This window comes from Leifsonia sp. 1010 (assembly GCF_031455295.1).
GTDB lineage: Bacteria > Actinomycetota > Actinomycetes > Actinomycetales > Microbacteriaceae > Leifsonia.
The window spans coordinates 633,585-659,530 of sequence record NZ_JAVDSL010000001.1; the positions used below are offsets into that span (position 1 = coordinate 633,585).

Sequence of the window (25,946 nt, forward strand, 5' to 3'; positions counted from 1 at the left end):
TACAGTGTATCGATACAAACAGGTGGTCCACACGACATTTCGTCGCCCGGGCCGCCGTGATGTAACGTTATAGTCACGCTGCCAGTGTCGGACCGGGGAAGGCTGCACCATGGTGACCATACGCGATATCGCCCAAGCGGCCGGCGTCTCGCCGATGACCGTTTCCAACGTGCTCAACAAGCGGCCGCACGTGGCGGATGCCACCCGGCAGAAGGTCCTCGACACGATCGACCGGCTCGATTATCGCGTCAACGTGGCCGCCCGCAACCTCCGGCGAGGACGCACACACACCATCGGCCTCGCCGTGCCGGAGGTCGACCGCCCCTACTACGGCCAATTCGCCGCCGCCGTCATCGAGCACGGCGCCCGTCACGACCTCAACGTGGTCATCGAGCAGACGGGGCGCTCCCGGGAGAGCGAGCTCAACGCGCTTGCCGCCTCGCGGGTGCGGATGTACGACGGCCTCATCCTCAGCGCCGTCGGGCTCGGCTCCAGCGACCGCGATCTCCTCAACGTGGACTATCCCGTCGTGATCCTCGGTGAGCGGATCTTCCAGGGGCCTGTGGATCACGTGGCAATGGCCAATGTGGACGGGTCTGCGGCCGCAGTGCGGCATCTCATCGAGCGGGGCTGCCGACGTATCGTCGCCCTGCACGGAAGCTTCGGCCCCGACGAGGTGAGCGCGTCGAGCCTGCGCCACGCGGGCTACAGGGCCGCACTCGAGCAGAACGGGATCCCGTTCGACGAGTCGCTGGTCGTGGAGATCGAGGAGTTCACTCCCGAGGCCGGAGCGGAGTCGGTCCGTCGGCTGATCGCCTCCGGCATCCCCTTCGACGGGATCTTCTGCGTGACGGACTACGTAGCCCTCGGTGTCCTCCGCGAGCTGGCGGACGCCGGCGTGGATGTTCCCGGCACGGTAAAGGTCATCGGCTTCGACGATGTGGAGTTCAGTCGGTTCCTCGTACCGTCGTTGTCCTCCGTGAACCCGGACCACGACCTCATGGCACGGACGGCGGTGGAGCTTCTCGCCGCCCGGATCGAGGACAACGACCATGAGGCCGTGGAATTCGTCAGCCCGTTCCGTGTCGTCGAGCGGGGGTCCACGGCCGCGATCGCGAAGGATTAGCCCTTCACGCTGCCGCTCACCAGCCCGCTGACGATCTGTCGCTGGGCCACGATGAAGAAGATGACCATCGGGATCAGGACGATGACGCTGAGGGTCATGAAGGCGGGCCAGTCGGTCGTGAACTGGCCGACCGCGGTGTACACCTGCAGCACGAGCGTCTGCTTCTCCGGGGAGTTGATGAACACGTTCGGGGTGATGAAGTCGTTCCACACCCACATCGTCTGGAACACGCCGACCGTCACCAGGATGGGACGGATCAGCGGGAGAGCCACCGACCGGTAGACCCGGAAGGCGCCGGCTCCGTCGATCCGTGCCGCCTCGAACAGCTCGGTGGGGAGCGTCCGCATGTATCCGATGATCAGGAAGTAGCAGAAGATCGACCCGCACGAGTACATGACGATGAGGCCATTGAGGGAGTCGACGAGTTCGACGCCTGCGAGCATCCGGTAGAGCGGGATGAGCGTCGATTGTCCGGGCACGACGAAGGCGATGACGAGGATGACGCCGATCACGGCGGCGAACCGTCCGCGCCCGATCAGCACCCCGAAAGCCGCCATCGACCCGACCAGCAGCATCACGACGATCGAGACCACGGTGACGTAGAGCGTGTTGAGGAAGCTCTGCAGCACCGGGATGGTCTCGAAGATGTGCACGTAGTTGCCCCAGTACAGCGAGCTCGGCAGAGCGAGCGGGTTCGCCGCCGTCTCCGGCTGGGTCTTCAGGGTGTTCACCAGGATGTAGTAGAACGGCACGGCCACCAGGCACGCGATGGGGATCATCACGACGCTGAGGAGGATGCCCCTGCTTTTCTTCACGAGTAGCGCTCCTCGAGTCGGCGGGAGATGACGAGCTGTGCGGCGATGACGATCCCCACCGCAAGAAGGAAGAGCACGCTCAGCGCCGAGGCCTTGCCGATGTCGGACTGGGCGATGCCGTTCTCGATGATCGATTGCGTCAGCGTGCGGGTGGCGAATCCCGGTCCCCCGTGGGTGAGGGTGAACGGCAGGTCGTAGACCTTCAGCCCTCCGGTGAGAAGCAGCAGTTGGCTGACCGTGATCGCCGGAGTCAGCAGCGGCAACGTCAGATGGCGGAACTCCTGCCAGCGCCCTGCGCCGTCGATTTTCGCGGCCTCGAAGATGTCCGACGGCAGGCTCTGCATGTAGGCGAGGTAGAGCATGGCGTGCCACCCGGTCTGCGCCCAGACGGCAACGAGGATCACGCTGAACTGGGCCAGGCTCTCGTCGGACAGCCACGGGACGGGCGCGATCCCCAGCTGGCCGATCACCGAGTTGATCACGCCGGAGCCGAGCGGAGACAGGATGAAGGTCCAGACGAGGCCGAGCAGCGCGACGCTGGGCACGGCAGGAAAGAAGAACACGGAGCGGACGAAACCGCGGCCGACGAAGCGGCGGTTCAGCACCATGGCCAGCGGGATCGCCAAGACCGTCACCGCGACGGTCGTGAGCAGGGCATAGGCCAGGGTGAAGCCGAGCGCCGAGAGCATGGAGGGGTCGGAGAAGATCCGGGCGTAGTTCTTCAACCCGATGAAGTGCGGAGAGGCTTCGTAGCCGTTGTAGTCGGTGAAGCTCCAGTACAGCGATTGCACCATCGGGACGAGGTACAGGACAACGAACACGACGATGATCGGAAGCACGAACCAGTAGGCGGCGAACCCTTCGCGAGCCCGGCGGAACCGGCTACGAGTGCGTTCGACGGAACCGGCGCCCACGATGCTGGGCGGTCGTTCCACAGTGGTGGCGTTTGCCATGGCGTTCTTCCTCGTTCGGCGCTTCGGAGGGGAAGGAGGGCGGGTCCGGCAGCCCGATGCGCGGGCCCGCCCTCCTGGTTCGTTACTGAAGGGACTTCAGCTTGGTGTCCATCCCCTGAGCGAACTGCTCCGGGGTGATCTTGCCGGAGATCGTCTGCTGGAGCAGCGCGACGGACTCGGAGGTCATCGCGTCGGCGTGGCTCGGCCAGTTGACCGCGGGCAGGTAGATCTTGCCGTCGCGGACGGCCGGGGCCATCGCGGAGAGGGACGGGTCGAGGTCCGGCGTGAAGTCCTTTGTCGTGGTGATCGACTGGGTCTCCTTCTGGTACAGCTCGACCCCCTTCTTGCTCTGGAGGAACTCGACGAACTTCTCCGCACCGGCCGCGTTCTTCGCCTTGGCATTGATCGCGTATCCGGGCGAGACGGCGCCACACCAGTAGAGGTCGCCCTTCGTGTTCGGGACGGCGAGGTAGTCCAGGTTCAGGTTCGGTGCGGCCTGCTTGATACCGCCGAGCGCCCACGAGCCGGTGCCGATCATGGCGACCTTGCCCTGCTCGAACTGCTGCAGCACCTGGTCGCCGGTGAGGCCGGCAGCGGTGCGCGGCTCGACGCCCTTCTCGAACAGCTCGTTCCAGGTCTTCACCGGGTCGGTCCAGGTCTTCTCGAAGCTCGTCTTGCCGGACCAGATCTGGTCGTCCATCTTGCCGTCCCGACTGGCGTTCTCGACGCCGAGCAGGGCGGAGAGGGTCACCGGGATGCCGTCGGCGGCCTCGTAGAACGGTGTGACGCCCGTGTCCTTGAGCTTCGTGCCGAGGTCGATGAACTCCTGCCAGGTCTTCGGAGGAGCGGTGTAGCCCGCCTTCGCGGCCAGGTCCTTGTTGATCAGGATGCCGCCTCCCCACGAAGCCACGGCCGCGCCGTAGACCTTCCCGGACTTGCTGTAGGTGTCCTTCGCGGCCGGCGCGATGTTCGAGATCCAGGATTCACCGCTGAGATCCTTCACGAAACCGCCGTCCATCAGCTGGTGCTTGTTCTCCGCGGTGATGATGAACACGTCGGGCGCGGTGTTCGAGCCCAGCTGCGTCTGCAGCTTCTGGACGTACTGCGTGACGGGCGGCGTGTAGGACGCCTTGACCGTGAGCCCGGGGTTCTCCTTCTGGAACTCGTCGATCAGCGGCTGCATCGTCGTCTTCGGGTCCCAGGACAGGAAGGTGACGGTCTTGGAGCCGGAACCGGAGCCGCTGGAGCAGCCGGTCAGCGCGGCGGCAGCGGTGGCGACCGCCGTCAGGGCGACCAGCGCTCGGGTGACGCGGCGCCGGGTCGGCGCCGAGGTGTGAAGCGACATTGCTTTCTCTTTCTCTTAGGTGTCGAGGGTTTCGGGTATTGCTGTTGAGGTCAAGCGGATTGCTGCGCTTCCTGGAGTGACCGGCTCCAGGTCGCCGTTGGGAAGGTGCCGCAGCGGGTCGATCACGATCTCGCGGTGGAAGCCGTTCCCTCCTGGGATCGCGAACCGGTGATACGCGATGACCCAGTCGTCGGTCCCGGGGAGTCGGAGGATGGAATGGTGACCGGTCGCCAGGATGCCCTCGGCCGGGCGCTGCTCCAGGAGCACTCCACGGTCCTCCCACGGCCCAGTCGGGCTCGTCCCCACCGCCCAGCGGACCCGATACTCCGGATCACGGGTGTCGTTCTCCGACCAGGTGAGGTAATACAGGTCGCCGCGGCGGTGGATGTGGGCAGCCTCCCGGAAGGTGGGGTGCGTCCACGACGTCACCGTCTCCTCGTCGATGCTGAGCATGTCGAAACTGAGCCGGGCCGTGTGGGCCACCGTGTTGCCCCACACCAGGTACGAAGCGCCGTCGTCGTCGATGAACACCGACGGGTCGATCGCTCGTCCCGAATGTGCTCCTTCCGCGACGATGGGACGGCCGGAGTCGATGAACGGCCCGGTCGGACTGGTCGCGACCGCCACCCCGATGTTGTCCTCGGCCGTGAAGTAGAAGTAGTACAGGCCGTTCCTCTCGGCGGCCGCCGGCGCCCAGGCATGGCGGGACGCCCACGCGACGTCCTCGCCGAGCCGGAGGATCTCTCCCTCATCGACCCACTCGCGGAGGTTCGCAGACGACAGCACGCGGAAACTGGTGGAGGACCAATCGGGCGAGCCGTCGGTCGTCGGGTACACGTAGAATCGCCCGCCGAACGCCGCCAGCGCCGGATCTGCGAAATACCGGCCGGCAGGACCACCTGCACCCATGTCGGCTCTCCATCCTCATCGATGATCCTGTATCGATACAAGATCGCTGCGATGTATCGTTACATACTTGCCGTCGATCCGCAAGCTCCACCGCACTCTGGGCGTCAGCCCTCTCGCGCCGACCCGCCGAGCCCGCTCGCGACCAGCTCCACGTACTCCCGCATCGCCGCGTCGTCGGGGGCGTTGTTCGGGTTGACCTCGGTCAGCACGATGCCGGCGAACCGGTCGCTGTCCGAGAACACGCGCAGGCTGGCCACGACCTCCGCCACGCTCAGTCCCCAGGGAGCGGCGTCGGGGTTGGGCATGTTCGCCAGCGGCAGGTGCAGGTGGCCGAGCACATCGACATCGAAGTGGACGACGAAGCGCTCCCCCGCCGCCTCCGCCGCTGCGAGCGCCGCTTGCGCGGCCTCGACGGCATCCACGTGGATGCGCGTCGCCGGAACACGGACGAGTCCGAGCTGCTCCACCAGTGCGCGCTCGAGGTCGTCGCCGTCCTCCGGGAGGGCATCGCCGTAGAGGACCACCTCGTCCGGGCGCAGTAGCGGAGGCTCCCCCTGCAGCGTCGTCAGGATCGGGTCGCTGCCCGGGAGAGCCAGCAGATGCGCCACTCCCATCGCGTCGACGTTGCCGTACGCGATGCGACCGGGCGTGTAGAGGTCGGGGCCGCCGTCCACGTACAGCAGCGCGGTCGGCGCACCCGCCCGTCGAAAGCCCGCCACAACGCCGAGGGTCACGGTGCAGTCGCCGCCGATCACCAGCGGCGTCCGCCCGGCGCCGATCACCGCAGCCACCGCGCCCGCCGTCTCCACGGCGACCCGATGCACCTCGCCGATGTTCTGCCGGTCGGGATTCGCCGGGTCGGGTCGCCGCCGGAAGCCGGGCACATCCCCGTAGTCGCGGAGGTCGTGTCCCTGCTCCTCGAGCAGCCCGATCAAGCCCCATTCACGGATCGCAGCCGGCGCCAGGTCCATGCCGGGCGTGTGACCGCCGGCACTCGACGGCACACCGACGACTCCCCAGTGTCGTGACCTGCTCACGCCCTCATCGTACGAGCGGACGGTTCGCCGGTGGAGGGGCTGCCGCCTGCATCCGCGCCGCCCCCATCCGCGCCGCCCGCATCCCCGCCGCCCGCGCCCTCGTGACCGATCGCCCGCAGGCTGCGGTCGAGCACGGTGATCAGCAGGAAGACCACCGAGATACCGATGACGACCCAGCCGAGCACGTGCAGGCCGCCGGTGGTGGCGTGGGCTCCGTAGACGTTGCCGTAGACGACGGAGGCGACGATGGCGCCCAGGTAGAAGAAGGTGCGCAACAGGCCGGCCGAGGACGCGATCCGCTCCGGCTCGGCCTGGTGGTACAGCGTGTTCTGGATCGCGAGATTGTTGAGTCCCTGCGGGATGCCGAGCACGAGCATCGTGACGACGAGGAACCAGATCGGCGTCGTCCCGCCCATGAACAGCACGAGGACGCCGGCGGCGAGCTGCGCGATCGAACCGATCAGGAGCTTCCAGAGCACCTCAGGACGACGGCCGAAGGCCAGCGCGACTCCGATTCCCGCGGCGAACACGGGCAGCAGCACGAGGCCGGCCGCGGTCGGGCTGAGCGTCCGGCCCTCCTCCAGCCACTGCGTGAACCCATAGACGAACGTGTAGGAGATCGTGGCGGTGAGCAGCGAGCGCGTGTACGTCAGCAGCAGCGGACCGTTGCCGCCGAGCACGCGCAGATCGATGAAGGGCGCATCCACCCGGAGCTCCCACCAGACCAGGCCGGCGCCGGCGACCAGCGCCACGGCGACCATCCACAGCGTCGCCACCGAGATGTTCTGCAGGAAGACCAGCAGGGCGAGCATCGTCACCGCGAAGAAGAGGATGCCGAGGCCGTCGATGCGGGGCCGTTGGTCGCGCGGCGGCTCCAGGCCCGTCGTGCGCGGGAGGAGGATCCAGCCCAGGATGACACTGGCGACGCCGAGCGGGAGGTTCACGGCGAACGTGGCGCGCCATCCCCACGCTCCGATGAGCAGACCGCCGAGGGTCGGGCCGATGACCGCGACCGTCTGCGTCGTCACCGAGAGGACCGTGAGGATGACGGCGGGCGACGCGACGCCGGTGCGCTGCCCCTCCGCTCGGATCATGTGCATCGCCGCCGGATAGCCCGCACACGTGCCCAGGCCCAGCACGACCCGCGCGACGACCAGCCACCAGATGCTGTCGTGGGACGCCGGGATGAGGAGGCCGATCGCGCCCGCCACCGCCACCAGCGCGCCGCCCGCGAGGAACAGCCGCTTCACGCCGTAGATGTCGACTAGCCGTCCGACCAGCGGCTGGCCGATGGCCGTGGCGAGATAGAGGGCGGACACCAGCCACACGGTCTCGGACGCCGGCGCCCCCAGCGCGATCCCGATGGGGGCGAGCGCCACCGCGATGATGGCGGTGTTGATGGGATTGAGGACTGCCCCGAGCATCATCGGCGCGAGCAGGCGCCGATCGAAGCGTTGGGGCGGCGGTGGCTTGAGCGCCATCAGTCGAGGATCCGTTCGAGGATGGCGGTCGCCGCCGCGAGGGTGATCAGCTCTGCCTTCGACGCCTGCTCGGACAGCGCCTGGTCGAGCCAGGCGAGGCCCGCCTCCTTCTGGCCGGCGACCTGCGCCCATCCCGCCTCGGTCAGGTCGACGATCTGCCGACGACCGTCGTTCGGGTCCTGGCTGCGGGTGACGAAGCCCATCGCCTCCAGCGCCTCCACGATCGCCGCCATCGACTGCGGGCGCACCCGTTCGGCCATCGCCAGCGCGCTCACCGTCGACACGCCGCCCTTGCTCAGCCGTGACAGTGCCGACGCCTGCGAGGGCGTGATGGCGTCGGACGTCGCCTCGCGCAGCTTGCGAAGAAGCCGGGCGAGCACCGCCCGGAGGTCGACGGCGATCTGCTGCGGTGTCACATCCGGTTGACCTGTGCTCATATCGACAGTCTAAACTGCACAGTTGTACCTGTCTAGATTCGTCGAGAGGATCCCGATGACCACCGCCCTGCTGCTGATGGACTTCCAGAACGGCATCGCCGGCCGCCCCGGCTTCGAGCCGACGGTCGAGGCGGCCGCCCGAGCCCTCGCCGCCGCACGCGACCACGGCATCCCGCCGGTCTTCGTCCGCGTCGCCTTCCGTCCCGGCTACCCGGAGGTCGCCGCCTCCAACCTGGCGTTCGGCGGCCGCGCGGCGAGCGCCGGCGACGCCATGCTGGTCGACAACCCTGCGACCCAGGTCGTGGACGCGCTCGCACCACGCGGCCAGGAGCCGGTCGTGGTGAAGAAGCGCGTCTCCGCCTTCGCGGGAAGCGACCTGGAGGTGCTGCTGCGCGGCCTCGGCGCCGACGAGCTCGTGCTCGCGGGCATCGCGACCAGCGGCGTCGTACTGTCGACGCTGCGCCAGGCGGCCGACCTCGACTACCGGCTCACCGTGCTCGCCGACGCGTGCGGCGACGCCGACCCCGAAGTGCACCGCGTGCTCACCGAAAAGGTCTTCCCACGTCAGGCCGCCGTCACCACCGTCGACGAGTGGGCCGCGTCGCTCTGAGTCGACGGACATGGGGCACGATGGGGGGATGACGACCGCACGCGTGATCTCGGTGAACAGCGACGGCGACCACCGCTTCTCCAAGCCGCCGCAGGAGTCCATCACCCTGGTCGCCGGCCTCGGTGTCGAAGGGGATGCGCATTTCGGCGCGACGGTCCAGCACCTCTCCCGCGTGCGGCGCGACCCGACGCAGCCGAACCTGCGCCAGGTCCACCTCATCCACCGCGAGCTCTTCGATGAGGTGACGGCCGACGTCGTGCCGGGCCAGCTCGGCGAGAACGTGACGACCGACGGGCTCGAGCTGCTGGGCCTTCCGCGCGGCACCCGCCTGCACCTGGGCGAGGAGGCCGTCGTCGAGCTGACCGGGCTGCGCAACCCGTGCGTCCAGATCGACCGGTTCGAGCCCGGCCTGCTCAAGGAGGTCGTGGGAACCGACGCAGACGGCGCCACGGTCCGGAAGGCCGGGGTCATGGCCGTCGTCGTGACCGGCGGCGTCGTGCGGCCCGGCGACGCCATCGACGTGCGCCTTCCGGCGGAGCCGTTCGAGGCGCTCGCACCGGTCTGAGCCGCCGATTTCCGCGCTCGAAAGGGAAATGGAACCTTTTCGCCCCGTCCGGACATCTCTCTATAGGGACACGGATCAGGTCGGCGAGAAGGGGCGCCCGCTGAACGTGCATCCCTGCTCCGGGGGCCTGAACTTCCGTCCACCGGACGAGGACCGGGCCGCGCACCGTACCGGGGGGTTGGTGCGCGGCCCCCTCGTGGGCACGGAGCGCTATGCCGCCGATCGCGCGGCGGCCGGACGACGGCGGAGAGACGCGTCGCCGACCTCGGGGCCGCGGTAGACCATGTCCATCGCGCCGATGCTCTCGCCGGGCGGCACGATCGCGTCGATCCGGTCGAGCACGTCGTCCGACAGTGCGACATCCACCCCGGCGAGCGTGTCCTCCAGCTGCTCCATCGTGCGCGGTCCCGCGATCGCCGAGGTGACGCCCGGGTGCGCGATGACGAAGGCCATGGCCAGGTGAGTGAGCTTCACGCCGATCTCGTCGGAGAGCTGGATGAGCTCCTCGACCGCCGCCAGCCGGCGCTCGTCACGGAAGTGACGCATCCCCGTCCGGGTCGACCGGAAGTTGTCGTTCTCGCCGCCGGCCCGGTAGCGACCGGTGAGCGTTCCACCCGCCAGCGGGCTGTAGACGAGGGTCCCCATGCCGTAACGCTGCGCGACCGGAAGGATCTCGCGCTCGATCTCGCGGTCGAGGATGGAGTAGTTCGGCTGCTCGGTGCGAAAGCGCTCGTAGCCGCGGCGCTCCGACATCCACTGCGCCTCGACGATCTCGGAGCCGCGCATGGAGGACGAGCCGATCGCCCGCACCTTGCCCTGACGCACCAGGTCGGTGAGGGCGGAGAGGGTCTCGTCGATGTCGGTGTCCGGGTCGGGCCGGTGCAGCTGGTAGAGGTCGATGTGGTCCGTCTTCAGATTGCGGAGCGAGCGCTCGACGGCCTGCATGATCCAGCGCCGGGATGCGCCGCGGTGATTGATGTCGTCGTCGACCGGTCCCCAGAACTTGGTGGCCAGCACGACGTCGTCGCGGCGGCCCGCGATCGCCTCGCCGACGACCTCCTCGGAGTCGCCGTAGCGGTCCGCGGTGTCGATGAAGTTGATGCCGGCGTCGAGCGCGCGGTGGATTATGCGGACGCCCTCCGCTCGATCGGGGTTTCCGAGAGCCCCGAGCATCATCGCGCCGAGCGCGTACGGGCTGACCTTGATGCCGGTGCGGCCGAGAGTTCGATACTGCATTGCTTCTGCTCCAGATGTGATGAGGCCGTGGCACGGTCGTCTGCCGTGCTCTAGAATCCGAAGAAGCGGAACGTCACTCCGGATAACTCGAACTGTACCGGAACAACGTTCCACTTACAACACCCGTCGTTTCTGCCTGCCCACCGGAGGAGTCGCCATGGCCGCCAGCACCCGCCCCTCGGCGACCCCGGACGCCGTCGCACCCGCGGCGAACCGGCCGAAGCGCTCGGACGCCCGCCAGAACGTCACCGCGCTGACCGAGGCCGCGAAGGCGGTCTTCGCCGAGTCCGGAGTGGAGGCACCCGTGCGCGCCATCGCCGACCGCGCGGGCGTCGGCGTCGGGACGCTCTACCGGCACTTCCCTCTGCGGTCCGACCTCATCTCCGCGGTCTTCCGCGCCGAGATCGACGCCTGCGCCGACGCAGCGACCGAGATCGAGGCGACCTACCCGCCGGGCGAGGCGCTGGATCGCTGGATCATGCGTTACACGCAGTTCGTCGGCACGAAGCGCGGCCTCGCCGCGGCGCTCCACTCCGGCGACCCTGCCTACGAACCCCTGGCCGACTACTTCTCCGCGCACCTCGCCCCGACGCTCGAACGCCTGCTCACCGCGGCGCGAGCGGCCGGCGACATCGAGCAGGAGGTGGATGCGACCGAGCTGCTCGGCGCCGTCGCCAACCTCTGCCACGGCGCCGGTCCGCATGGCGGGGTGTCGCCGCGGGCCGACCGCATGGTGCGCATCCTGCTGGCCGGGCTGCGAGCGCCCGCCGACGAGGTCTGAGCGGTCCGACGCGGCCGCCGAGCCGTGCGCCGACCCGTCAGGCCGGTTCGGCGAGGAGTTCCGGATAGCCGGCCGTGGTGAGCCACTCCCGCATCGTTTCGCGGCTCTGCGAGAGGCAGCGCAACCGCTCCTCGACGCGGGCGAGCTCCTCCGCGACCTCCCCGGCGACCGTCCGGGTGCACTGGGCGGCGGACACGGTCCCGCGCACGCCCTCCATGTCGAGCACCATGCGGATGAGCCGGGTCGTCATCCCCGAGGCCAGCAGGCCGCGGATCCGCAGGACGGTGTCGACGTCCTCTTCGGCGTAGTCCCGATACCCGTTCGGCGACCGCGTCGACTCGAGGAGCCCCTGCTCCTCGTAGTAGCGCAGGAGACGGGTGACGACACCCGTGCGCCGGGAGAGCTCACCGATTCTCATGCCGTTCCTCCCCATCCTCTTGACCTTCTCATCGATGTCAATGTTTACGGTACGAGCATGACAGCATCCCCGGCAAGCATCGCCTCGTCTCCGACCGCCCGCACGCGGACGCCCCTCCTGCTCGGCCTCGGCCTCGCCCTGTTCGCCTCCGTCAGCACCGAACTCCTCCCTCCCGCACTCATCCTCGGGATGTCGTCGACCCTCGGCGTCGACGCATCAGCCGTGGGCGCGCTGGTGGCGGTGTGGGCCGTGACGATCGTCGTCGGCACGGTGCCCGCCATGCAGGTCACCCGGCACGTGCCGCGCAAACCGCTGCTGGTCGTCTCGCTCACCGTGCTCGCGGTGGCGACCGTCGCCGTCGCCGTCGTCCCCGTTTTCGCCGTCGTGGTCGTGGCACGTCTCGTCTCGGCGCTCGCGGCCGCCGTGTCATGGTCTGTCGTCTTCGCGTACGTTCCGATGCTGACGCCGCCGGAACGGCTGGGCCGGGCCATGGCCGTCGTGCTCGGCGGGGGAACCCTCGCATCCGTCCTCGGAGTCCCGGCCGGCGCCGCACTGGCCGCGGCGGGTGCGTGGCAATGGGCCTTCCTGGGCGCGGCCGGCCTCGTAATCGTCTCCGCTCTCGTGCTCGCGGTCGGCCTTCCCCGACTGCCGGGAGCACCTGCGGGAGGGACGCGGACCCGCTCCCTCGATCGCTCGGCGATCCCGGTGGCCGCGCTCCTCTCGGCAGGCGCGCTCCTGTTGACGGGGTACATGACCCTGTACGCGTACATCGTGCCGGTGCTGGGCGCCGCCGGGATCCGTCCGGACGGTGTCGGTACCGTGCTGCTGATGGCCGGGATCGCGGGCGCCGTCGCCCTCCTCCTCGGTGGGGCGCTGAGCGACCGGTACCCGGCGACCGCACTGCTCGCCCTGGTCGCCGCCGTCCCGGCCGGCATCCTGCTCATCACCACCGCGCCGGCCTCCGGGCTCCCTCAGCCCCTGGCCGCGGCGGGCACCGCGCTCGTCGGGTTCGGGATCGGCGGGCTGCCCCCCGTCCTTCAGGCGCGGGTGGCGAGGACGGCGTCTGCGACGTTCCGGCCGCTGGCGACCGGCCTCTTCGTCGTGGTCCTGAACATCGGGATCGCCGTGGGCTCCACGGTGGGCGGGTCGCTCATCGCGAGCACAGGGCAGGGAAGCGTCGGGCCCAGTGCGCTTCTGCTGTCCGGAGCCGCCGTGGCGGCATTCGCCGCTCTGGTCGTGCGTCCGGTTCGCAGGCGATCTCTCCTCTAGCGCCGCCGTCGCATCGGTGCGACCATATGAGCATTCGCCCCGGACCCCGGCGATGCTGTCCCCGAATTCTTTCGGCGCTTCACCCGGGTCGGGCCTGGGTGATCGCCGTTCGGGTACGCCGCCATCCGGGTCCCGCCGTGCGGCAGGCGTATCAACAGTGGGATGCGACGCACCCGAGCTGTCGCAGACCAGGGAGTCGCGCGACTCCCGCGAGACGGGGGCCCGGTGACCCGACGCCGGGCTCCCGTCGACGCGTGCGGCCATCGGTCGCTTCCCGGGGCCCGCTTCCGCGTACGGTGGTCGAGTGAGCTCTGACCTGATCCCGTCACTGCCGGCTCGGCGGGCGGCGGTCGTGTTCAACCCGAGCAAGGTCCAGGTGGCCGCCCTGCGCACCGCCGTCGCCACGGAGGAGTCGGCCGGCGGATGGGCGGAGTCGGCGTGGTTCGAGACCAGCGCGGCCGACGACGGGCGCGCCGCCGTCCTGGACGCGGCCGCATCGGAGCCGGAGCTGATCGTCGTCGCGGGCGGCGACGGAACGCTCCGGGCGGCCGCGGAGGCTCTCGCGGGCACGGGCATCCCGATGGGCCTCATCCCGTCGGGCACCGGCAACCTTTTCGCCCGCGAGCTGGGGCTGCCGCTGAACAACCTGCGCACGGCCGTCACCGTCGCCTTCACCGGCCGCGACCGCCCGGTCGATCTGGGCCTCGCGACGCTCGAACGACCGGACGGCGAGTCGGTGCAGCGGGCGTTCCTCGTCATGGCGGGCATCGGGCTCGATGCGCAGATGGCCGCGAAGACCAATCAGGCGCTGAAGAAGCGGATCGGTTGGCTGGCGTACTCCGACCCGATCGCCCGCAGCATCCTCGGCAACCGGCAGTTCGACCTCACCTTCCGCCTGGACGACGAGCCGGAGGTGTCGACCCGCGCGCACACCGTCATCGTCGGGAACTCCGGCAGCCTCACGGCCGGTCTGCTCCTGATCCCCGCCGCGACCATCGACGACGGGATGCTGGACGCCGTTATCCTGCGGCCCGGGCGCGGCGCGGGCTGGACGAACATCGGCTACCGCCTCACCTTCAACCGCCTGCTGCACCGGACCGGCTTCGGCCGGTTCGTCGGCGGCCTGACGCCCGAGCCGCGGGCGATCCGCTACGCGCAGGCGCGCAGGCTCCAGGTGCGGTTCGAGGAGCCGCAGGAGATCCAGCTCGACGGCGACCCCAACGGCGCGGTGATCGCGGCGACGCTGACCGTGACGCATCACGCGCTGACGCTGCGGGTGCGGGACCGGGCCTGAACGCCCGGCTGTCCCGCATCGCCTCCGGGGCGGTGGTCAGCGCACGCCGACGTAGAAGCGCGACTCGTCGCTGCGGTGCAGCGCGTGGTAGTACTCGAACGGCACGCCGTCCTCGTCCCAGGCGACCGACACGATGTCGAGCGCCGGTGCGCCGGACGGCAGCTCCAGCAACGACGCCTCCTCCGCCGAGGGGATGATCGCCTTCAGCCACCGGTCGGCGCCGGCCGGGGCGACGCCGTAGGTGCGGCGCAGGTGGTCGTAGAGCGAACGGTTCTCGAGGTGAGCCTTGAGAAGCCCGGCGAAGCGGTCGCGGGGAAGCGTCGTCTGCACCAAGAGCCACGGTGTCCCGTCGACCGTACGCAGGCGCCGCATCCGGATGACGGGGGTGTCCTCCGGTACGCGGAGGGCGGCGGCTTCGAACTCGTCGGCGAGCCCCTCATCGAGCGAGAGGATGCGCGTGGCGACCGTTCGGCCGGTGCCGGCGAGGTCTTCCGAGGAGCCCGCGTTCGACCCGATGAAGGACAGATCGCGGCGCGGCGGCGCGACGAACGATCCCTTCGCTCGGATCTTGTAGATCTGACCGCGCCGCACCAGTTCAGCCAGCGCCTCCCGGACCACCGTGCGCGAAACGCCGTACCGGTCGATCAGGTCGGCCTCGGACGGAAGGGCCTGGTCAGGAGTAAGAGCGCCGGTCTCGATCGCGTCGCGCAGCACGGCCACGAGTTGCTGCCAGAGCGGCTCCTTGGCCTCCCGGTCCAGCCGCGCGTCGCGCAGTGCGTTGGCGGGCATCGCATTCCCCTTCGTTCGGCCGGCTCCACCGTCGGCTCGGGCCTCGCTTGACACTCCGCCAGGCTACTGTCTAAGGTCTTGTCACTACAAGCTTGTCATGATGAGTTAGACGTGACAAGTTGACCGGAAGCAATCACCTGGCAGTCCCCGAACACGATCCGTTTCGCAGAGAAGCGAAACCCTGGAGGCAGAACAATGTCGTTTCAATCCTGGCGCCGCATCGGCGTCGTCGCCGCCGTCGCGGCGACCCTCACCCTCACCGGCTGCTCGGCCGGCGCTGCCGGCGACGGCGGCGACGGAGCGGGCAAGACGTCCGGCATCTCGGTCGCGCTGAGCAACGGCTTCGTCAACGGCTGGCGGCTCACCCTGATCGACAAGTTCGAGAAGGAGGCCGACAAGCTCAAGAAGGACGGCGTCGTCTCCAAGTACACGACCGTCAACGCCCCCGGCGAGAACAGCGCGACCGAGCAGGCCTCCCAGATCCGGAGCCTCGTGCTGCAGAAGCCGGACATGCTCATCGTGATCCCCGCGTCCTCCACAGCCCTGGTTCCCGCCGTCGAAGAGGCCTGCACCGCCGGCATCACGGTGCTGGTGCTGGACGCCGACATGAAGGCGCCGTGCGCGCACATCGTGCGCAACGACTACGCCAAGTGGGGTGAGGTCTCCCTCGTCCCCGCCCTCAAGGCGATCAACGGCAAGGGCGACATCATCATCAACCGCGGCGTGATCGGCTCGCAGCCGGAGGAGGAGTTCAACAAGCGCCAGCACGAGATCCTCAAGGAGTACCCGGACGTCAAGGTCGCCGCCGAGGTCAACGGCTACTGCGACGGATCGACCGCGCAGAAGGAGATCGTGTCGGTGCTCGGCTCACTGCCTCCGATCTCGGCCGTCCCCGGCTGCATCGGCGGGATGGGCGTGGTGCAGGCGTTCGAGTCGGCCGGCCGGCCCGACCCGGTCGTGGTGTTCGACACGGACGGCAAGTCGCTGAAGTTCTGGAAGGACAGCGGCATCAGCAACGGCTCCTTCGCCGCACTGACCGACCCCGGCCAGGGCGTCGCCGCCCTCTACGTCGGCCTCGAGCTCCTCGCCGGCAAGAAGGTCCCGTCGACCGTCGTGCTCCCACTGCTGGAGATCGGACAGGGCGACCTCGACTACTGGGCGGGCAAGCTCTCCGCCGACGAGTACGCCGCGTACCCGTGGGACGAGGAGAGCGTGAACGCCGCCATCGCGGCCGTCGCCGACGGGAAGGACGCCGAGGCTCCCGCGCTCAAGTAGCGCGAAGCGACCGGCGAGTTCGAAGGAGCAACCATGCCCACGACGATCACACAGACGCCCGCGGACGCGGCCGCCGGCCCGGCGACGGAGGCCGCCGCGCTCCGGCCGACGGCCGCCATCGCCGCCCGCGGCGTGAGCAAGCGCTACGGGAGCACCCGCGCGCTGACCGGGGTCGACCTGCACGTCGAGCGCGGGGAGATCCTCGGACTCGTCGGTCACAACGGCGCAGGCAAGAGCACGCTGATGCGCATCCTCGCCGGGCGCGAGCAGCCCGACGAGGGCGCGGTCACGGCCGGGGATGCGACCCCCGGACACCCCTGGGATGCCACGACGGCTGCTGCCGCCGGCGTCCGGATGGTCTACCAGGAGCTCGCGCTCTGCCCCGACCTCACCGTCGCCGAGAACGCGTACCTCTCCGATCGCCGCGGCGGGTCGCCGTTCGGGTGGAGGGGCCGCGCCGAGCGCAGGATCGGCGAGGTGCTGGACACCGTGTTCCCCGGGCACGGGATCGCGGTGGTCCGTCGCGTGGGAGAGCTCACCCTGGCACAACGCCAGATGGTGGAGATCTCCCGCGCCCTCTGCACCGAGCGGCTCGGTCTCCTGATCCTGGACGAACCGACCGAGTCGCTCGGTGTGGACGCCGCCGACCAGCTGTACACGCACCTCCACCGGCTCACGGCGGACGGCGTGAGCGTGCTCCTGATCTCGCACCGCATGGCCGAGATCGTCGCCCACAGCGACCGGGTCGCCGTGATGCGCGACGGTGCGGTCGCCGGTGTGTTCACCGACGCCGACGAGGGCTCCCTGCTGCAGGCGATGGGCGGCGACGTCCACGCGCCTGCGTCCGTCGAGGCCGCGGCTGAGGCCCGTGCCACCGGCGACGTCGTCGCGGCGATCCGCGGCGACGGCATCCCCTTCACCGTCCGCGCCGGCGAGATCGTCGGGCTGGCCGGACTCGCCGGGCAGGGCCAGGAGCGCATGCTCGGCCGGTTGTGGTCGGCCGGCGCCCTCACCCGCGGAGTCGACGCTCCCCGGCGCCGCGCCTATGTGCCCGGCGACCGTCAGACCTCGGGCATCCTCCCGCTCTGGAGCGTCGCCCAGAATCTCACCATCGCCGCACTCCGCGGCATCAGTACCGCCGGAGTGGTCGACGGCCGTGCCAAGCGCGCCCTCGCGGCCCGCTGGATCGAGGCGCTCAGCATCCGTGGCACGGCCGCGTCACCGATCACCGCGCTCAGCGGCGGCAACCAGCAGAAGGTCCTCGTCGCGCGTGCGTTCGCAACCGACGCAGCGCTGGTGCTCCTCGACGACCCGTTCCGCGGAGTGGATGTGGCGACGAAGAGCGAGCTCTACACGCTGATGAAGTCGGAGGCAGCGGCCGGTCGGGCCATCGTCTGGTACTCGACCGAGAACGCCGAGATGGCGCACTGCGACCGGGTGTACGTGCTCCGCGCCGGCCGGATCGTCTCGGAGCTCTCCGGCGACAGCAACACCGAGGAGCGGATCATCGCCGACTCGTTCGAGGAAGGGACCGTCCGATGACCGCCACCACCGCCTCCACCGGGCGGAAGCGCACGGCGAGCGCCGGTCGCCCCGCCCCTGCGGTCCGGCTCCGAGCGGGCCTCGCCCACGGCTCGCCGGCCCTCCTCTCGCTCGTCGCCCTGGCGGTGATCGTGGCGATCGCCGCGGCCATCCAGCCGGGCATCCTCTCGGTCACCGGGCTCAGCCTGATGCTGATGTCGGCCGTACCGCTCGCCTTCGCCGCCCAGGCGCAGATGATCATCATGTCGGTCGGCGACATCGACCTCGGCATCGGCAACCTGGTCGGACTGGTGACCGTGATCGCCGCGACCCTGCTGGCGACCGACCCCCTGCTGGGCGTCGGGATGCTGGCCGGCGTGCTCGTCGTCTACGCGCTTCTCGCGGTGATCGTGCAGAAGCGCGGCGTGCCCTCGATCATCGTCACCCTCGGGATGTCGTTCGTCTGGCTCGGGATCGGGCTGCAGCTGCTGCCTACGCCCGGCGGCGCGACCCCGGCGTGGCTGACCGCCATCGGCGCCTGGCGCAGCACCGTCGTGCCGCCGCCGCTGGTGTTCGTCGCCCTCGCGGCCATCGCCGGGTGGTGGATCATGCGACGCACCCGGGCAGGCGCTCGCATGCGAGCGTTGGGCTCCAGCGCGGCGACGCTCGACAAAGCCGGATGGTCGGCGACCCGCACCCGCATGACGGCCTACGTGCTCGCCGCCGTGCTCATCCTGGCCTCCGGCCTCCTCCTCGCGGCCCAGACCCGGTCGGGCGACATCAACTCCGCGAGCAACTTCACCCTCACCACCATCGCCGCGGTCATCCTCGGCGGCGGCACGTTCTCGGGCGGACGCGCGCTGCCTCTCGGCACCGCGCTGGGCGCCGTCACCCTCGGACTGATCTCCGTCCTGCTCAGCCTGGTGGCGCTCCCGTCGAGCATGCAGGCGGGTGCACAGGGCGTGATCGTCCTCGCGGTCCTCGCCGGCCGCATCGTCACCGAGAGGTTCAGCCGATGACCACGTCCACCCAGACCCCCGCCGTCTCGACGCCCGTCGCCGAGCCTCGCGCCCGGTTCCACTGGCCGGCCTGGGGCTGGTCGCTGATCGGCGTGCTCGCGGTCTGGCTGTGCATCGTCGCGGTCCGCCCCGCTCAGCCGTTCGATCCACTGGCCCAAGCGCTCTCGCTCGCCCCCTTCCTGGTGCTGGTCGCCCTCGGGCAGATGCTCGTGATCACGCTCGGCCCCGGCAACATCGACGTCTCCGTCGGCACCGTCGTCTCGATGGCGTCCTACGTCTCCGTCGGCGTCGGCGCGGCGGCCGGGCCGGTGCTCGGCGTCGCCGCCGGCGCCGGTGCAGGCCTCGCGGCCGGGTTGATCAGCGTGATCGCCATCCTCGTGCTGCGGGTTCCGCCGATCATCGCGACACTGGCGACCAGCCTGATCGTGCAGTCGACGACGCTCCTGCTCGCCGACGCGAACCGCGCCTCGGCCTCCGCCGCCCTCCGCGGGTTCGTCAACGCGAAGGTCTTGGGCATCCCGGTCATCGCGCTGCTCGTCGCCGTCATCACGGTGGTCGTCGCGCTGACCCTGACGCGCACCCGGTTCGGTCTCTCGGTGCTCGCCGTCGGGCAGAGCCCGCGAGCCGCCGAGCGGGCGGGCGTCCGGGTGTGGCGCGTCACCGCCATCACCTACCTGGTGAGCGGCGGTCTCGCCGGCCTCGCCGGAGGACTGCTCGCCGCCTTCATCTCGCCGAGCACCGTTCTCGGCACCTCGTACATGCTCGACTCCGTCGCCGTCGTCGTGATCGGCGGGACGCTCATCTCGGGCGGCCGGGCCGTGCCCGTCGGCGCCTGGACCGGTGCGCTGTTCTTCGTTCTGCTGTCCGGCCTCCTCAACCTCGTCGGGTGGAGCGTCGGCGCCCAGAACATCCTCAAAGGCGTGCTCGTCGTCGCCGTGGTGGTGGTCTCCGCCACCGCGACCGGCACGGGCCGCTCCAGCCTGGCGCGACTCCGCGCCTCCCTGACCATGACCCCCAAGAAGAAAAGGAACACCCATGCCTGACCTCGACGACCTCCGCGAAGGAACCGACTTCACCGGAGCCGTCGCCCCGACGGGCGACGCGGCCCTGAAGGGCACCGGCGGACTCGACTGGGGGATGCGCTCACGCCTCTCCCGCGTCTTCGATCCTGCCGACGGCAAGACGGTCATGCTCGCCTTCGACCACGGCTACTTCCAGGGACCGACCTCCGGGCTCGAGCGGCTGGACCGCTCCATCGTTCCGCTGATCCCCCAGGCGGACGCGCTGATGTGCACCCGCGGCGCCCTGCGCACCACCGTTCCGTCGAACGCCGGCAAGGGCGTCGTGCTGCGCGCCAGCGGCGGCCCCAGCGTGCTCGGCGACCTCAGCCAGGAGGACCTGGCCGTGAGCATCGACGACGCCGTTCGGCTCGACGCCGCCGCGCTTGCGGTGCAGGTCTTCGTCGGGGCGGAGAACGAGAGCCGGTCCGTGAAGAACCTGACCACGCTCGTCGATCAGGGACAGGCCGCCGGCATCCCGGTGCTCGCCGTCACCGCCGTCGGGCGCGACATGGTGCGCGACGCCCGCTACTTCCGACTCGCGACGCGCATCTCGGCCGAGCTGGGCGCCGCCTTCGTGAAAACGTACTACGTCGAGGACGGGTTCGAGACCGTCACCAGCGCCTGCCCGGTGCCGATCGTCATCGCCGGCGGCAAGAAGGTCGAGGAGAAGGAGGCGCTCCGCATCGCGTACCGCGCGATCCAGGAGGGCGCAGCCGGCGTCGACATGGGCCGCAACGTCTTCCAGTCCGAGCACCCCGCGGCGATGCTCGCGGCCGTCCGCGGCGTGGTTCACGACGGCCTCACGGCCGACGACGCCTTCGCTCTCTACGAGCAGCTCTCTCACTGACATGGCCGCACTCACCACCTACACTCCCGAGATCCCGTCCGTCGACGTCGCCGTCATCGGCGCGGGCATCAACGGTCTGGCGGTCGCGCGGGAGGCCGCGGCCCGCGGTCTGACCGTCGCCCTCTTCGACCAGGACGACCTCGCCGCCCGGACCTCCGCGATCTCGACCCGCCTCATCCACGGTGGACTGAAGTACCTGGAGCGGTTCGAGCTGAACCTCGTCTACGAGTCCATCCGCGAGCGCAACATCCTGCTCGCGAAGGCCCCGCACCTGGTGCACCCGTACCCGATGCTCATCCCGTTCTCGAAGCAGCAGAGCCGACCCGGCTGGCTGCTCGCCTGCGGCCTGATGCTGCACGACGTGCTGTCGCTGGGAAAGCCGCTCCCCCTCAACCGGGTCGTGTTCCGCAAGCGGCTGCAGCGCGACTGGCCGGCCCTCGCGGCCGCCGGTCTGCGATGGGGCGGCCTGTTCCACGACGCGAACGTCCCGGTCACCGAGCGCCTCGCCGTCGAGCTGGCGGTGGATGCGCAGCGTCACGGCGCGATCGTGTCCACCCACTCCCGCGTGGAGTCGCTGGTTCGTACCGGCGGCCGGATCACCGGCCTCCGCTACCGCGACCGCGAGACCGGCGAGACCCGGACGGTGCCAGCCAGGGTCACCGTCAACGCCGCAGGCCCCTGGGTCGACCGGGTGCTCGACCTCGCAGGAGCCCATGACCGGCGGATCGGCCCGACCAAGGGCAGCCACCTGATCGTGGACGACTTCCCCGGCGCGCCCGAGACCTGCATCTTCTTCGAGTCGCCCGCCGACGCCCGGCCGATGTTCGTGCTGCCGTGGGAGGACAAGTACATGATCGGCACGACCGACCTCCCGTACGACGGTTCGATCGACGACATCGCCATGGACGACGCCGAGACCGCGTACCTCCTCGGCGCCGTCAACGACCTCATCCCGCAGGCCGGGCTCACCCCGGAGGACGTGCTGTGGTCGTACTCCGGCGTCCGGCCGCTCCCGTACGTCGGCGAGCTGGACGACCCGTCGAAGGTGAGCCGCGACCACGAGATCGTCGTGCACACCGGCGCCGACGCCGGCCTCGTGACCATCATCGGAGGCAAGCTCACCACGCACCGCGCGCTCGGCGAGCTCGTGGTCCGGAGGCTGGAGCGGGAGCTCGGACGACGGCCGGGGCCCTCCCCGACACGGGGTGCGCGGCTCCCCGGCGCGCCAGACGGCGACTGGCAGGAGTTCCGGGCGGACTACCTCCGCCGCAGCACCCTGCCCGCGCACACCGCCCAGCGCCTGGTGGAGACCTACGGCACGGTCGCGGCCGACATCGAGCGGCTGGCGGTCGGAACGCCGGCACTGGCTGAGATCGTCGACCCGGACACCGGCGCCATCGCCGCCGAGGCCGTGCATGCGGTGCGCGAGGAGGGCGCCCTCACCCTGGAGGACGTCGTCGTCCGGCGCATGGCCGTCGCCCTCAACCGGGACGTCGGCCTGGCCGCCGCCCCCGCCATCGCCGCTGTGCTCGTCGCCCACGCCGGCTGGAACGAAGCGCGGGCCGAGAGCGAACTTGACCACTACCGCGCGGCGATGCGACGCTTCAAACCGCGCGCCCTGACCGCCGAGCGCGAGGCCGGAACCATGCGAGGAAGCACGGAATGAAGCACTGCCTGATCGGGATCGACGTCGGCCTCACCGCCGCCAAGGCCGCCGCCTTCGACGAGAGCGGGCGCGAACTGCGCACGGTCTCGGCGGCGAACCCGCGCGTCGCGGTCGCCGCCGACCGGCAGGAGATCGACATGACGGCCCTGTGGGAGGTCGTCGCCGGTGTGCTCACGGAGCTGACCGCCTGGCTGACGGCGGAAGGCTGGACCGTCCGCGGTATCGGCGCGACCGGGCACGGCAACGGGCTGTACCTCGTCGACGACGGGCTGCGCCCCGTCCGGCCGGCCGTCGCCTCCACCGACAGCCGCAGCGAGCGCATCGTCGCGGCGCTCGATCCGGCGGAGGTCGAGCGGGTGCGCGGCGTCACCGGCTCCGTCCCGTGGGCCGGACAGCCCGCCGTGCTGCTGCGGTGGCTGCAGGACAACGAGCCCGAGACGCTCGACCGCGCCCGCTGGGCGCTCAGCTGCAAAGACTGGATCGTCGCGTGCCTCACCGCGACGGCCAGCGCCGACTTCTCGGACGCCTCCGCCTGCGGCCTGGTCGACCTCGCCGAGCGGACCTACGAGCCGGCGGTGTTCGGCCTGCTCGGCCTCCCGCGCGAACTGATGTCCCTGCTGCCTCCGCTGTCCCGTTCCGACGAGGTCGTCGGGCGCGTCACCGGCCCGGCCGCATCCCTCACCGGGCTGCCCGAAGGCACCCCGGTCGTCGCCGGCTGCATGGACTGCATCGCCAGCCCGATCGGCGCCGGATCGACTGCACCCGGCGACGTCACGGTGATCGTGGGAACCTGGGCGATCAACTCCGTGGTCGTTCCCGCCGACTCGGAGCCTCCGCGCGTGACTCTCAACGCCCTGCTGCCCGACCCGCGGTACATGCTCGCGCAGGAGGTCGCCCCCACCTCGGCCGCGAGCGTCGAGTGGTTCTCCTCACTCATGTCCTCCGTCGCGGTGGATGTGGTGAGCCCGCGCGATCTGCTGCACGCCGCCTCGACGGTTCCGGCCGGGGCGGAGGGACTGCTCTTCCTTCCCTTCGTGCACGGCGCCCCCGAGCACCTCGGCGCCTCCGGCACGCTGCTCGGCGTGAAGGACAAGCACGGCTACCGTGAGATCGCCCGTGCCGTCGCCGAGGGCATCACCCAGTATCACCGCGTCCAGCTCGACAAGGTGCGGGTCAGCGGCGCGACCGTCTCGCCCGAACCGTGGACGCTCGCCGGCGGCGGCGCGAAGAACCCGTTCTGGGCGCAGATGTTCGCCGACATCATCGATCACCCGGTGCGGCGTCAGCTCGGCACGGAGCTGGGTGCGCGCGGCGTCGCCTCCCTGGCCGCGGCGGCGGTCGGTGTCGACACCGCCTGCTGGCGCGTCGACCCGGACCCTGCACTCGTGGTCTCGCCCGGCGAGGACCGAGACCTCTACCGGGTGCAGGCCCAGCGCTTCGACCGCACGCTCGCCGTGATGGGCGACGTCTGGACGGAGGTGGCCCGGTGACGTCTTTCCTGCATGGATTCACCGGCCTGGGCGCCGACGTGGATGCCGCTCTCGCCGATATCACGCGCGTGTCGCGAGCGCTCGGCGCCGACCCGTCCCTCGTGCTTCACGGGGGCGGGAACACCTCGATCAAGGCCGTCGGCCGCGACATCACGGGTGACGACGTGGAGCTCGTGCTCGTGAAGGGCAGCGGCTGGGACCTCGGCAGCATCCAACCGGCGGGATTCGCGCCGCTGCGGCGGGAGCGGCTGCGGCGCCTGCTCGCCCTCGACGAGTTGAGCGACAGCCGGATGGTCAACGAGGTCCGGCAGGCGTCGCTCGACGCGTCCGCTCCGACCGCATCCATCGAGGCGCTGCTGCACGCCCACCTCCCTGCACGCGTCGTTCTGCACTCGCACGCCGACGCGGTCGTCGCCCTGACCGACCAGCCCGACGGCGTCCGCCACGCGGCGGAGGTGCTGGGTGACGGCGTCCACGTGATCCCCTATATGATGCCGGGGTTCCCGCTGGCGCGCGCGGTCGCCGAGGCTCCCCTGGACGGAGTGGATGCTCTCGTCCTCGCCAACCACGGGCTGTTCACCTTCGCCGACGATGCCGATGAGGCGCTCCGGCGGCACCGCGAGCTGGTGGACCGCGCGTCGGCCTCGTTCGGCGACCCCGCGTGGGGGGACGAGGGGCCCGCTGCGGAACGCAGGGGATCGGCTCGTGAGCTGGCGGAGCTGCGCCGCGACGTGTCGCGCACGGCCGGCCGCGCCCTGGTCGTGCGCCAGTCCGCGTCCTCGCGGGCGCGCGGCTACGCGCAGCGCGCGGACCTGGCGGAGGTGACCGGCCGCGGCACGGCGACCCCGGAGCACGTGATCCGCACCAAGCGCGTACCGCTCATCGGCCGGGATGTCGACGGCTACGCCTCCGCGTACCGCGCGTACGTCGACGCGCACCGGGACCGCGTGCCCGGCGGTCTGGAGCCGATCGATCCGGCTCCCCGCGTCATCCTGGACCCCGAACTCGGCCTGCTGACTGCCGGCGCTTCGCGGGCCGCGGCCGACGCCGTTCACGACATCGCCCTGCACACCATGGACATCGTCGAGGCGGCCGACCGCCAGGGCGGGTACCGCTCGCTCGACGAGGCACTCACCTTCGACATCGAGTACTGGGAGCTGGAGCAGGCACGCCTGCGCTCCGGCGCCTCCGTCCGGCCGCTGGACGGCGAGGTCGCCCTGGTAACGGGAGCGGCCTCGGGGATCGGCAAGGCCACGGCCGCCGCGCTGCTCGCTCAGGGCGCGTCCGTCGTGGGCGTCGACCTCAGCCCGGGCGTGATCGACGCCTTCTCGGGTCCCGCCTGGCGTGGGGTCGTCGGCGATGTTTCCGACGCCGCGGTGATCGACGACGCCATCGAGGCGGCTGCACGCGAGTTCGGAGGACTGGACATCCTGGTCGTCGCTGCCGGCATCTTCCCGTCGGCCGAACGTCTCTCGGAGTTCGGCGACGACGTCTGGGAGCGGTCGCTACGGGTCAACACGACGGCTGTCGCCCGCGCTTTGCGGGCCGCGCATCCCCTTCTCGCCCTCGCCCCCCGAGGCGGCCGCGTCGTGCTGGTCTCCACGAAGAACGTCGCAGCACCCGGACCCGGTGCCGCCGCCTATTCGGCGAGCAAGGCGGCCGCTGCGCAGCTGGCGCGCGTCGCCGCGCTGGAGTGGGCGGCCGACGGAATCCGCGTCAACCAGGTCGAGCCCGACGGCGTCTTCGACACCGCGATCTGGACACCGGAGCTGCTCGCCGACCGCGCGGCCCGCTACGGTCTGACCGTCGACGAGTACCGCACCCGCAACCTCCTCGGCGTCGAGGTCACGAGCGCGATCGTCGCGGAGGCGGTGCTCGCGTTCGTCGCCGGGCTCACAGCGACGACCGGAGCCCACCTCTCGGTCGACGGCGGCAACGACCGCGTCGTGTGAACAACGCCGGGCACTGCGGGCCCCACCGTGCTATAACTAACTAACTGATT

The 25,946-nt window shown here is 70.4% G+C and carries 24 protein-coding genes; 14 read left to right on the forward strand and 10 right to left on the reverse strand.

Translation table 11 applies throughout. The annotated features are described in order from the left end of the window. The first annotated feature begins 109 nt into the window (after nt 1-109). Complete coding sequence (locus tag J2Y42_RS02960; protein ID WP_309854896.1) at nt 110-1,126, forward strand: LacI family DNA-binding transcriptional regulator; 1,017 nt, start codon at nt 110-112, stop codon at nt 1,124-1,126. Here the strand turns inward: J2Y42_RS02960 and J2Y42_RS02965 are convergent. From J2Y42_RS02965 to J2Y42_RS02995, 7 genes are all read right to left on the reverse strand, one after another. Then, on the reverse strand, nt 1,123-1,941 hold the full coding sequence (locus tag J2Y42_RS02965) for a carbohydrate ABC transporter permease (RefSeq protein ID WP_309854898.1): 819 nt from the start codon (nt 1,939-1,941) through the stop codon (nt 1,123-1,125). The two genes, J2Y42_RS02960 and J2Y42_RS02965, sit on opposite strands and share 4 nt — an antisense overlap. Next, the gene (locus J2Y42_RS02970; protein WP_309854900.1) at nt 1,938-2,894 is read right to left on the reverse strand and encodes a sugar ABC transporter permease; all 957 of its coding nucleotides are present in this window, start codon (nt 2,892-2,894) and stop codon (nt 1,938-1,940) included. The genes J2Y42_RS02965 and J2Y42_RS02970 overlap by 4 nt, the downstream gene beginning before the upstream one ends. A gap of 82 nt (nt 2,895-2,976) precedes the next feature. Beyond that, a complete protein-coding gene (locus J2Y42_RS02975) occupies nt 2,977-4,239 on the reverse strand; it encodes an extracellular solute-binding protein (protein ID WP_309854902.1) in 1,263 nt (420 codons plus the stop codon). 15 nt (nt 4,240-4,254) lie between these two features. Beyond that, complete coding sequence (locus tag J2Y42_RS02980) at nt 4,255-5,148, reverse strand: family 43 glycosylhydrolase (RefSeq protein WP_309854904.1); 894 nt, start codon at nt 5,146-5,148, stop codon at nt 4,255-4,257. 104 nt (nt 5,149-5,252) lie between these two features. After that, nucleotides 5,253-6,185, reverse strand: a complete 933-nt coding sequence (locus J2Y42_RS02985; RefSeq protein WP_309854906.1) for an arginase family protein — start codon at nt 6,183-6,185, stop codon at nt 5,253-5,255. Further along, nucleotides 6,182-7,666 (reverse strand): MFS transporter, encoded by a 1,485-nt coding sequence (locus J2Y42_RS02990; protein WP_309854908.1) that lies wholly within the window; start codon nt 7,664-7,666, stop codon nt 6,182-6,184. Before J2Y42_RS02990 ends, J2Y42_RS02985 begins: the two co-directional genes overlap by 4 nt. Continuing rightward, nucleotides 7,666-8,103, reverse strand: a complete 438-nt coding sequence (locus J2Y42_RS02995; protein ID WP_309854910.1) for a MarR family transcriptional regulator — start codon at nt 8,101-8,103, stop codon at nt 7,666-7,668. Before J2Y42_RS02995 ends, J2Y42_RS02990 begins: the two co-directional genes overlap by 1 nt. A gap of 55 nt (nt 8,104-8,158) precedes the next feature. On the opposite strand from J2Y42_RS02995, the gene J2Y42_RS03000 reads away from it, so the two are divergent. Further along, the gene (locus J2Y42_RS03000) at nt 8,159-8,713 is read left to right on the forward strand and encodes an isochorismatase family cysteine hydrolase (protein ID WP_309854911.1); all 555 of its coding nucleotides are present in this window, start codon (nt 8,159-8,161) and stop codon (nt 8,711-8,713) included. 28 nt (nt 8,714-8,741) lie between these two features. Then, the gene (locus tag J2Y42_RS03005) at nt 8,742-9,278 is read left to right on the forward strand and encodes an MOSC domain-containing protein (protein ID WP_309854913.1); all 537 of its coding nucleotides are present in this window, start codon (nt 8,742-8,744) and stop codon (nt 9,276-9,278) included. Nucleotides 9,279-9,488: 210 nt separating this feature from the next. On the opposite strand, the gene J2Y42_RS03010 is transcribed toward J2Y42_RS03005, so the two are convergent. Next, entirely contained in the window at nt 9,489-10,514 is a 1,026-nt protein-coding gene (locus J2Y42_RS03010; protein WP_309854915.1) for an aldo/keto reductase, read from the reverse strand. 157 nt (nt 10,515-10,671) lie between these two features. Between J2Y42_RS03010 and J2Y42_RS03015 the strand changes: the two genes are divergently transcribed. Beyond that, nucleotides 10,672-11,295, forward strand: coding sequence for a TetR/AcrR family transcriptional regulator (locus tag J2Y42_RS03015; RefSeq protein ID WP_309854917.1), 624 nt, complete (start codon nt 10,672-10,674; stop codon nt 11,293-11,295). A 37-nt stretch (nt 11,296-11,332) separates the two neighbouring features. Here J2Y42_RS03015 and J2Y42_RS03020 read toward each other — a convergent pair whose 3' ends face one another. Beyond that, nucleotides 11,333-11,713, reverse strand: coding sequence for a MerR family transcriptional regulator (locus tag J2Y42_RS03020; protein ID WP_309854919.1), 381 nt, complete (start codon nt 11,711-11,713; stop codon nt 11,333-11,335). A gap of 57 nt (nt 11,714-11,770) precedes the next feature. Between J2Y42_RS03020 and J2Y42_RS03025 the strand changes: the two genes are divergently transcribed. Both J2Y42_RS03025 and J2Y42_RS03030 read left to right on the forward strand, forming a co-directional pair. After that, complete coding sequence (locus J2Y42_RS03025) at nt 11,771-12,982, forward strand: MFS transporter (RefSeq protein WP_309854920.1); 1,212 nt, start codon at nt 11,771-11,773, stop codon at nt 12,980-12,982. A 304-nt stretch (nt 12,983-13,286) separates the two neighbouring features. Beyond that, the gene (locus tag J2Y42_RS03030) at nt 13,287-14,276 is read left to right on the forward strand and encodes a diacylglycerol kinase family protein (RefSeq protein WP_309854922.1); all 990 of its coding nucleotides are present in this window, start codon (nt 13,287-13,289) and stop codon (nt 14,274-14,276) included. Nucleotides 14,277-14,312: 36 nt separating this feature from the next. On the opposite strand, the gene J2Y42_RS03035 is transcribed toward J2Y42_RS03030, so the two are convergent. Beyond that, nucleotides 14,313-15,065, reverse strand: a complete 753-nt coding sequence (locus J2Y42_RS03035) for a GntR family transcriptional regulator (RefSeq protein ID WP_309854924.1) — start codon at nt 15,063-15,065, stop codon at nt 14,313-14,315. A 195-nt stretch (nt 15,066-15,260) separates the two neighbouring features. Here J2Y42_RS03035 and J2Y42_RS03040 point away from each other — a divergent pair, with 195 nt between their 5' ends. Genes J2Y42_RS03040 through J2Y42_RS03075 form a run of 8 tightly spaced genes read left to right on the forward strand, consistent with a single transcriptional unit; the run spans nt 15,261 to nt 25,896 of the window. Continuing rightward, entirely contained in the window at nt 15,261-16,340 is a 1,080-nt protein-coding gene (locus J2Y42_RS03040; RefSeq protein WP_309854925.1) for a substrate-binding domain-containing protein, read from the forward strand. Between the two features lie 33 nt (nt 16,341-16,373). Then, on the forward strand, nt 16,374-17,882 hold the full coding sequence (locus tag J2Y42_RS03045; protein WP_309854927.1) for a sugar ABC transporter ATP-binding protein: 1,509 nt from the start codon (nt 16,374-16,376) through the stop codon (nt 17,880-17,882). Next, on the forward strand, nt 17,879-18,880 hold the full coding sequence (locus J2Y42_RS03050; protein ID WP_309854929.1) for an ABC transporter permease: 1,002 nt from the start codon (nt 17,879-17,881) through the stop codon (nt 18,878-18,880). Before J2Y42_RS03045 ends, J2Y42_RS03050 begins: the two co-directional genes overlap by 4 nt. After that, nucleotides 18,877-19,923, forward strand: coding sequence for an ABC transporter permease (locus J2Y42_RS03055; RefSeq protein ID WP_309854930.1), 1,047 nt, complete (start codon nt 18,877-18,879; stop codon nt 19,921-19,923). Before J2Y42_RS03050 ends, J2Y42_RS03055 begins: the two co-directional genes overlap by 4 nt. Beyond that, nucleotides 19,916-20,788, forward strand: coding sequence for a 3-hydroxy-5-phosphonooxypentane-2,4-dione thiolase (gene lsrF, locus J2Y42_RS03060; RefSeq protein WP_309854932.1), 873 nt, complete (start codon nt 19,916-19,918; stop codon nt 20,786-20,788). The genes J2Y42_RS03055 and lsrF overlap by 8 nt, the downstream gene beginning before the upstream one ends. A 1-nt stretch (nt 20,789) precedes the next feature. Continuing rightward, entirely contained in the window at nt 20,790-22,454 is a 1,665-nt protein-coding gene (locus J2Y42_RS03065; protein ID WP_309854934.1) for a glycerol-3-phosphate dehydrogenase/oxidase, read from the forward strand. Beyond that, the gene (locus tag J2Y42_RS03070) at nt 22,451-23,944 is read left to right on the forward strand and encodes an FGGY-family carbohydrate kinase (protein ID WP_309854936.1); all 1,494 of its coding nucleotides are present in this window, start codon (nt 22,451-22,453) and stop codon (nt 23,942-23,944) included. The genes J2Y42_RS03065 and J2Y42_RS03070 overlap by 4 nt, the downstream gene beginning before the upstream one ends. After that, nucleotides 23,941-25,896, forward strand: a complete 1,956-nt coding sequence (locus J2Y42_RS03075; RefSeq protein WP_309854938.1) for an SDR family NAD(P)-dependent oxidoreductase — start codon at nt 23,941-23,943, stop codon at nt 25,894-25,896. The genes J2Y42_RS03070 and J2Y42_RS03075 overlap by 4 nt, the downstream gene beginning before the upstream one ends. Nucleotides 25,897-25,946 lie beyond the last annotated feature (50 nt).